We start from the raw sequence: 8,387 nt of genomic DNA on the forward strand, positions 1-8,387 counted from the left end.
CGCGCATGGCGCCACCCGCACCGATCCTCGAGCGACGACAGCTGCTACTTGTTCGACGATGATCCGTTGGGGTGCTGGCGTGTTGCCTGCAGTCACTGTTCGGCATCGGCCACCAGTTGCACGCGTGATTGTGCGCCGCGCTTGGCCAGTATGGCCGAGACGTGCGACTCCACTGTGCGTTGTGAAAGGTATGTCCGAGCCGCGATTTCCGAGTTGCTGTGGCCCAGGGCAATCAATTCTGCCACGCGTTTTTCGGCAGGTGTCAGCGCTGGCTGCCCGGTGTTGGTGTGACCGCTCAGACGGTTGCGGCCTCGACGAATTCCGAACTGGCGCAAGCGCGCATCGGCCCGTGTGATGCCCATTGCCGCCCCGAGGGTCGAGTACTGATCTACCGCTCGGTACAGCGCGGCACGTGCATCGTCCCGGCGCCCCGATGCGCCGAGCAGCGTAGCCAGGTTCTCGCACGCCTGCCCGACGTAGTGTGGACGGCCCGCGGCGCGGAATTCGGCTTCGGCCGACTCGACCAATGTCGGCTTACTGTCGGCAAGCCCGCGACAAAGGAGTGCTGTGCCACGGCGGGCGGCAGTCGAATATCGACTCTTCCATTGCTCAGCAAGCAAGGCCACCTCTGTTGATATCTTCGAATCTCCGGCAGTCAACGCCATCCGAGCGAGGTCCGGATAGACGTAATAGCGCAACGCCATCGCGGCACCGTCAGCCGTGTCATCACAGAGCACTACCAGTCGCTTGATCGCGTCCGCTAACTGTCCGTTTGCTTCGTCTACCAGCGCTCGAGCCCATGACCACACGAATTGCTGCTCGCAGGTGTCCGAGGCTTCGCGGAAATCGGCCGGATCCAATACTTCCGCGCCGATGATGCCGCGATTGATCTCGATCAGTGTGGACCAGCTTCGCGTCGTAGGGTCGTCGGCTCCTACAGGCGAAGATGATTCGGTCTGTCCCTCGGCTATCGCGTCCCAGCTGCCAGCGAGGAATCGAAGCCTTGCACGAGCCCGCCATGACTGCGGTGGGTCGATTCCCGGTTCCACGCGACCGAGTTCGAAGGAGCGATTCAGCGTGTCCTCTGCCTCGGTCGTGCGGCCCAACTCGATCAGAGCCAAAGCGCGAACCGCGAAAAGGTCGAATGCCAGTGGGCGCCACTGCAACAGGACACCGCAATGGCGGTGGTCGTCGGCTACTTCGTTGCCCAATTCGATGGCCTCGTCCAATAGGCCCTCGTGGTAGCGGATCATCCCCAGCACGTGGCGACCGAGTCCTATTGCCGTCGTGTCGTTTTCCGACTCGCCAACCGAGATAGCCTCGGCAGCGGCTGCCTCGGCGTCGGTGGTGCGCTGACGGGCCAGCAGAATCAGGGCCGCCAGACCGGACAATCTGCCTCGCACAGCCTCGTGGCGATCGACCCGATCGATTGCCGTATTGATTGTCTCCAGCGCATCGGTGAAGCGACCTTGGGTGTATTCCACGTACGCGCAGAGCCACACCATGTCGGCGACCTCGCGAGGGTGACGATCCGACTGGCGTGCGTGCTCCAGCGCCGATCGAACAGCAGGGACCGCCGCAGCAGCGCGACCGCAGCGCAGCAGCGCTCGCACCCGCCACACGGACAACACCTCGACGATATCGTCGTCTGGTAGCCCCACCGCGCAGGCTCGTGCCAGCAGGCGGACTGCGAGTCGCGAGTCCTGCAAGGTCAGAACGGCCGCGGCTGCGGCAATCCATTCGAGGAGGTCTTGGTCGAACGATGCCCTGGCTTCCAACAAGTAGCGTGCGATTCGCTGGTCGGCTACGCCGGCTGGGATGAGCCGCCGAGCTGCGTGCAAGGGCATATGCGCGCGGTCCGGTGCGGACAGACGATTGGCGAAGGTCGTGCGTAGTGCATTGTTCCGGAAGGTCAACTCATCACCCATATGCTGCAGAACACCGCAGTCCACCGCATTGTCGAGCATCGCCCATATCGTGAGCAAAGGCTGGTCGAGGATGATCGCGAGTTCAACGGGCTCGATATTCGGCCCGAGCGCGGCTGCCGTTGACAATACGTTCTGCACAGCTGGATCCAGATAGTCCAACTGCCTCGAGTCCTCCATAACCAGTCCTCCCAGGCCAGGTCTACGGCAGTCTTGTATCCAGTCACAACGCACGTCAAGGGCCGGTACTCCCTCACGTGGGCATTCCCGATCGGTAGTTTCGAATCTTTACACTGACGGTTGTGGTTGGCAGCGCGAACGGCGAGTTACACGGCCGTATGGACGAAATCGCTTGTGCGACAGAGTTGATCACCCAGGTACAGGCGGGCAACGGCAACGTCGCGACGATTATTGGCGAGCCCGGCATCGGGAAGACCGCGCTGCTGAGCTTGCTGCGCAACGAGGCGGCACACCGGGGTTTCCGGGTGCTTGCCGGAGCGGCGACCCGCCTCGACAAGCACGTGTCATTCGCCGGCCTGCGTGCCTGTTTCGAGGGGCATATCGGGCCACACGAACCGCTCATTGACAGAGTACTCACGCTGCTCAGCGGGGTCGAAAGAGCGGAAGGTGGCCTGCTCGGCCGAGAACTCGCGATCACCGAGTCGCTGTTGGCCCTCATGGACCACTGGTGCGCCACAGCTCCAGTGGCCGTCATCGTGGACGACGTGCAGTGGGCCGACGGCTCCACGATGAAGGTGTTGCAGCACCTGAGCCGATATGCCGTCCAGCAGCCGGTTCTGCTGTTGATAGCAACTCGTCGATCGCAGTTGCCGACGGTCCTCGCCGAACTGGATTCGACCGGCGGGCACCACATCGAGCTGGCACCGTTGAGCGAGCCCGCGGTGGTGGCAATGGTGGCACAGACGCTCGGGCGAGCACCCGAACCGGTCGAGCTGGCGGCCGTCGCGAGGGCTGGCGGAAATCCGCTCTATATGACCGAAATACTGGCGGGAATCATCCCTACGTCAACGCTTCCGACCGTCAGGCAGCCACCTAACTCTCCTGACGATGTCATTGAGGCGAGGCTTGCGCTGCTCCCCGCGTCCGCACGTCAGGTGCTGTCGGTTGCGTCTGTGCTAGTGCCGAATATTGCAACGATAGAGCTCGCGGAAGTGCTCGATGCTCCCGCTGGGCATATCGACTCCGTCGTGAAGCTGGCGCTCGAGGCCGGATTGCTGGCCGGTACCCCAGAACGGTTCACCTTTCGCCACGATCTCATCCAACAAGTCCTGGCTGAGCGTGTGCCGCAGGCGACCCAGCGGAACCTGCACGATCGGGCCGCGCTGATACTAGCGGCGAACGAGGCCTCCCCCGAGCGCATCGCGAGCCACTTGGTGCAAGCTGCTTACCATATGGTCAACCCGGCAATGGAAACTTGGCTGCTCGACAATATGAGCGGGCTTGCCCTCCGGGCACCGGAACTCGCGGTCGACTTGATCGAGCGGACCCTACCGAGGGTCTCACGTGTGTCCAACGCCTATCGGGCATTGTGGGAGCACAATATTCGCGCGCTGCTGACGAAAGGCAGCTCGAGTGAAGCCGAAGCGTCGATTCGCGCATTATTGCGGTCGAACGAGCCCTTGGACCAACTGCCGTCATTCACCGCAATCCTCTGGTGGCTTCTCACGATGGCTTGTATCGGGCAAGGCAAGCTGGAGGAGACGATATCGACGATTCGGCAGGTGACGGAACGGCATGTACTCACCGAGTCGGAGCTCTCCCGCTATACCGGGCTTGCCAGCATCTGCCATTATCTGCTCGGTCGGCTGGAACCGGCCGAGCTCGCAGCGAAAGATGCTTTCACGCACGGCGACTTCGGAAATCACGCTGCGGTGACATTGGGATCCCTGGCCTACGTCAGCGGTCGGCTGGACGAAGCATTGAGCTACGGCGAACTCGTCGTGCACGGCTACCAGACGCAACCACTCGATGACAAATCGGATCAGTTCGATCCCTATACGCTGCAAGGCAACAGCCTTACCGAATTGGACCGCTACCCCGAAGCTCTCGACCTTCATGCAGTAGCGGTGCTGCACGGATACCAACACCAGGGCACGTTCATCGCGTCGAGCTTGTACGCTCGGGCACGGATCCATTTCCTCACCGGCAATTGGGATGACAGTCTGGCCGAAATCGAGGCGTGCGCGGACACTCCGGACCCCATGGACTTCGGCCCAACAGGGCTAGCTTTGGCCGACTTGATCGCCGTGCGACGTGGCATGAGCCCGGCGGTCCGTCCGTGCTCGTCGGCCGAGGGATTCGGCAGCCGCGACCGAAAACCGTGGCAGGCGTGGACTCACGCCCTCCTCCTCGAACGCGACGGCGAACTGGAACACGCCCAGCAAGTACTCGCCGAAATATGCACGCAGACCATGGCCGTGCCGACGTTGTATTACCTGTTCCCGGATCTGGCTCGTCTTGCCTTCACGTGCGACAACGACGCACTCTCCCGGGAGATCGCAGCGAAAGCCGAACTGTTGGCCGAGACATCGACACCAACGCACAGCCGCCGCGGTACAGCGTTGTACTGCCGCGGTCTGGCGGATAGTCGGCGCGACTTGCTCGACGCGGCGGCCGACGCGTTCCGCACCGCTGGGCGACCGCTCTACGAAGCATTGGCTCGCGAAGCCCTCGCTGCCAGCCTGGCGGCCGATGGAGATCGAACCGAGGCACGAAAATCGCTGGTAGCGGCCATCGCGCACTATCAACGGCTCGACGCGTATTGGGACATGGCCCGCGCCGAATCAACATTGCGCAAACATGGAGTCCGCCTCGGTCAGGTCGGCCCCCGCAACCGACCCAAAACAGGTTGGGCAGCATTGACTCCCACCGAGCACCGGGTCGCGAAGCTGGTCGCCGAGGGCCACTCCAATGCGGCGATCGGCACTCAAATGGTCCTGTCACGGCGAACCGTTCAATCTCATGTATCCAGCATCCTGACCAAGCTCGCGGCAAAATCCCGGGTTCAGATCGCGATCGAATTCCATCGCCAGCGCTGAGGCAAAGTCGAAGGCTCCTTGCACTGTCCTTGGCTGGATTGGCCGATGTCTCGGTATGCCCGCATATGGTCGACTCGTCCCATGTTCGTGTTGACTCATCGGCCCGAGGAGGTCCCGGACGACCCTCACGTCACATTCCTGTCGGCAGGCATAGCGGGTGGCGTGCGACGGCCAAGGCTGCACCAGACACCGGTGCGGTCGGCATCTTCGGGGCGAACCTGGCCCGGTGGTGCCTGGAAGCGAGTCTCTTGGACGAGATGGTGGCGCACGTGGTGCCGATGCTGCTCGGCAGTGGTGTTCGACTCTTCGAAGGGATATCGCTGGGTTCCTCCCAGCCGATCCCGCCTCGTGGTGGCTGCCCATGCGGCGCGGCATTCGGCGCTACTCGCAGTGGCCGGTCGCCGCAACGAAGCCCGCGACGCCCTCGGCGCTGCATTGCGCTTGTACGATCACGTTGGCGCGCAACGAGACTCGGCGCAAGTTCGGGCTCGACTCCGAGAACACGGCGTTTGGCCCGCCCGCAGGGCTCGCTCGGACGGGCAGGACAAGTGCGTCTCTCACACCCACTGAGCACAACGTCGCCGATCTCGTCACCGAGGAATGCACCAACGCGGCTATTGCGAATCGCCTCTCGGTGTCGAAACGCACCGTCGACAAGCACGTTTCGAAGTTCCTGGCCGAACTCGAACTCCGCTCTCGCATCCAAATCGCAGGAGTCCTCGCGAGCCCGCTGGCTACTGCCAGGATGTCGGAACAGACCGATACTCTCGCGATATGAGCGACATCACGAAGAGCGTTGACGTCCCGGAGTACACGGACGCCGAGTTGGTCGCAGGTGAGGAGCTCGCCCGCGAACCGGCCTTCTGGCTTGCTCACCTGCTGGTGACGATGGGCGATCTCTCGGCCGACACAGATGAATACGGCGTCGCGGCGTCCGTGTTCGAGCCGATGCTGGAACGTCTCAGCGATGCCGAGCAACCGTGGCCTGTGTTCCGGGTCGCCTTCGGCGGCGGACACACAACCTTCGTCGTCTATGCCAACTTCGAGGACACGAATACAGTCGAGTTCGTCGTACGCCACCCTGCGTGGGACCGTCTCGGGCATCTGGGGCAGTGCGGGCCCGAGGAGGCCGGGCCGGGACTGTCCTGGACGGAGTTGACCGCCATCGCCGCGAGCGTGCCGGAGAACGCGTCTGACGCCGAGGGCCTCGTCGATCCGGCACAGCGCCTTCTGCTTCTCTTGCCCATGCTCGGGGACGCCGCCACGCCAGAGGACGCATGGGAGGTCGTCGTGCGCGCCCTCGTTCGCTGCGGTGCACCAGACGACGTAGCTCCCCGGTTCGCACGGGAGCTGCTCGGGACCGATATGGACGATGGGTATTCCGAACCGTCGTGGATGGTAGCCGGGGACAATCCGGTGCCCATCTGCTCGTCGCACTACAGCCCGCGCCAGATCCCTATCGCGCTTGGGATCACCCCGAATCAGGCCCAAGCCTTGGCCGAAGCGCTCCGCGGCGACGACCCGTCGGGACCGATCTGAGTGAGCGTGTCCGGACCTCAACCGCTTTGGGCTCGTCGGACCACTTGGCCAAGCGGCTATGCATCGGTTTACCACTGCTGGAAACATTGCTCGACCGTCACCAAGTGGAGCGTTAGCTTATGGGACACCCAACAAAAAGGTATATCCCCGACATGGATCTGATCACAATGATTTTGGCGCCGGTTACGTCCTTGACAGACACCGGCAGTTCCCGCACCAATTGTCGTTTTCCCTGGTAGAGAGCACGTTATTTCGTTAGAACGAAAAGAGGTTCAGTGTGCGTATCGCCAAAGTCTCCGTCGCAGTCGCAATCACCGCAACGGGGCTAGCAATGAATTTCAGCGCTGCACCAAGTCACGCAGAGGGCGTCGCGGCAGAGGGTGCCATCGTTTCGCCGACCGTGGATACCCGTGCCGATGAGCCGATCGGGGACCACGCGAGTGCGTGTGATCTCCCCGGAGTACTGGCCAACCCGGGCACGGCCCTAATTTGCGTCATCACCGGTTCGTCCAGCTTCTGACGAAGCCAACCACTGAGTTCTTGCCCGGTCGCCGCTCGCGCGACGACCGGGCAAGAGCTGACGCATACCATGACGAATCTCCCCGGGGCCGAGAAACGTATCTGCCAAGGTGCGCTGATTCACCACCAACGCCGTCAGCGGCCTCCTCTCCCACGATTCACCGACCTGCACCAACCGGCAATACGTCGACCAGCCCTCCACCAGGCGGGCATGAAACACCGCGTCGTCATACGTCGGGACCTTCAGCTTCATCCCCGTTAGGAAGGTGTCGACGTCGGGAAACGCCTGGGGCAAGCCAGCAGCATCGCGCAGATGAGCGGCGGCGCGCAGGCGCTGTCGGACTCGCGGGCCGTCGATGTGAAACTCAGCCGCGATGTCGCTCTCCGAGCGCTGCTCGAGCCAAAACATCCGAGCAGCATCGGCTTTCAGACCGGACCACCCGGCGAGGGCCCTCTAGCTTGCGCGGGGCTTTGACGCACCAGGTACGTCACCCGTTGTCTTCCAGCGCGTTTGAGAGTGGACCGCAGTGCGGACAGGCTCACAGCCGCGCCCTGGGCCGGGCTGGGTGCGCGCCCCGAGCACGGCCAGGGCGTCGCGGTCGCCCAGGTCGGGGAAGGCTTCCAGGGCGGCGGGGTAGTACTCGCGCAACGCCGAGCGCAGGGTGTTGGTGTGGCGGGTGCGGGTCCAGATGAGGTTCTGGTGTGTGCGGGCGAGCACCTTGATCGCTTCGGCGGCCCGGCTGTCCCCGGCGATCGGGCAGTGGTTGTGGCGGTCGGTGCGGACCAGATCAGCGAGCAGTTTCGCGTCCGCGGCATCGGATTTCGCCTATGGCGGTCGCGGTAGCGGGCCACAGCCAGGGGGTGATCGCATAGACCCGGTATCCGGCTGCGACCAGCGCGTTGACCCACAGACCCCGGTCGGTTTCGATGCCGATCATGACCTGGTTCGTGTCCTGGGCGTGCGCGGCGAGCAGCTCGTGCAGGGCGGTGATACCGGCTAGCCCTTCGGGCAGGCGGCGCGCGGCCAGCCGCGTGCCGGCCTCGTTCATGACGTGGACATCGTAATGATCCTCGGCCCAGTCATCGCCGACGAAGATCATCGATCACCTCATCTCGTGTAGATCAGCGGAAAAGGGGTGGAGCCCAAGGCAACCCGGCGGCGACCTAATGGATCAGTGCTCGACCGGCACGACATCCCATCAGCGCTACAGGCGGCCTCACCAACCGGCCAGGGCACGATCTAGCTCTAGGAATCGGACCACATTCCAGGCGCGGAGAGTGCTCACCGACCGGCGGCTCGGCGATCAGCCTTCCCCAATCCAGCCACCGAAGGAGAACGAACCGA

The 8,387-nt window shown here is 63.3% G+C and carries 6 protein-coding genes and 1 pseudogene; 4 read left to right on the forward strand and 3 right to left on the reverse strand.

Translation table 11 applies throughout. The annotated features are described in order from the left end of the window. Positions 1-92: 92 nt before the first annotated feature. Entirely contained in the window at positions 93-1,253 is a 1,161-nt protein-coding gene (locus tag ABZW16_RS04355; RefSeq protein WP_354952088.1) for a LuxR C-terminal-related transcriptional regulator, read from the reverse strand. A gap of 9 nt (positions 1,254-1,262) precedes the next feature. Between ABZW16_RS04355 and ABZW16_RS04360 the strand changes: the two genes are divergently transcribed. The 4 genes from ABZW16_RS04360 to ABZW16_RS04375 all read left to right on the forward strand — a co-directional run bounded on the left by ABZW16_RS04360 (position 1,263) and on the right by ABZW16_RS04375 (position 6,523). Further along, positions 1,263-1,655, forward strand: coding sequence for a hypothetical protein (locus ABZW16_RS04360; RefSeq protein WP_354952054.1), 393 nt, complete (start codon positions 1,263-1,265; stop codon positions 1,653-1,655). A gap of 572 nt (positions 1,656-2,227) precedes the next feature. After that, a complete protein-coding gene (locus tag ABZW16_RS04365; protein ID WP_354952056.1) occupies positions 2,228-4,984 on the forward strand; it encodes an AAA family ATPase in 2,757 nt (918 codons plus the stop codon). A 361-nt stretch (positions 4,985-5,345) separates the two neighbouring features. Then, complete coding sequence (locus tag ABZW16_RS04370; RefSeq protein WP_354952058.1) at positions 5,346-5,762, forward strand: helix-turn-helix transcriptional regulator; 417 nt, start codon at positions 5,346-5,348, stop codon at positions 5,760-5,762. Beyond that, on the forward strand, positions 5,759-6,523 hold the full coding sequence (locus tag ABZW16_RS04375) for a hypothetical protein (protein ID WP_354952060.1): 765 nt from the start codon (positions 5,759-5,761) through the stop codon (positions 6,521-6,523). Before ABZW16_RS04370 ends, ABZW16_RS04375 begins: the two co-directional genes overlap by 4 nt. 484 nt (positions 6,524-7,007) lie before the next feature. Here ABZW16_RS04375 and ABZW16_RS04380 read toward each other — a convergent pair whose 3' ends face one another. Then, positions 7,008-7,451 carry a hypothetical protein gene (locus tag ABZW16_RS04380; protein WP_354952061.1) on the reverse strand — a complete coding sequence of 148 codons (444 nt, stop codon included), beginning with the start codon at positions 7,449-7,451 and terminating at the stop codon, positions 7,008-7,010. Between the two features lie 83 nt (positions 7,452-7,534). Further along, positions 7,535-8,142, reverse strand: a pseudogene (locus tag ABZW16_RS04385) (IS110 family transposase); the annotation flags it as partial. Between the last annotated feature and the right edge of the window lie 245 nt (positions 8,143-8,387).

It is taken from the genome of Nocardia sp. NPDC004604, from assembly GCF_040609795.1.
Lineage (GTDB): Bacteria > Actinomycetota > Actinomycetes > Mycobacteriales > Mycobacteriaceae > Nocardia.

Bases quoted from the DNA above. Each gene is read 5' to 3' on its own strand.
- ABZW16_RS04355 (WP_354952088.1), bottom strand. From the start codon at position 1,253: ATGATCCGCTACCACGAGGGCCTATTGGACGAGGCCATCGAATTGGGC.
- ABZW16_RS04370 (WP_354952058.1), top strand. From the start codon at position 5,346: ATGCGGCGCGGCATTCGGCGCTACTCGCAGTGGCCGGTCGCCGCAACG.
- ABZW16_RS04375 (WP_354952060.1), top strand. From the start codon at position 5,759: ATGAGCGACATCACGAAGAGCGTTGACGTCCCGGAGTACACGGACGCC.
- ABZW16_RS04380 (WP_354952061.1), bottom strand. From the start codon at position 7,451: ATGTTTTGGCTCGAGCAGCGCTCGGAGAGCGACATCGCGGCTGAGTTT.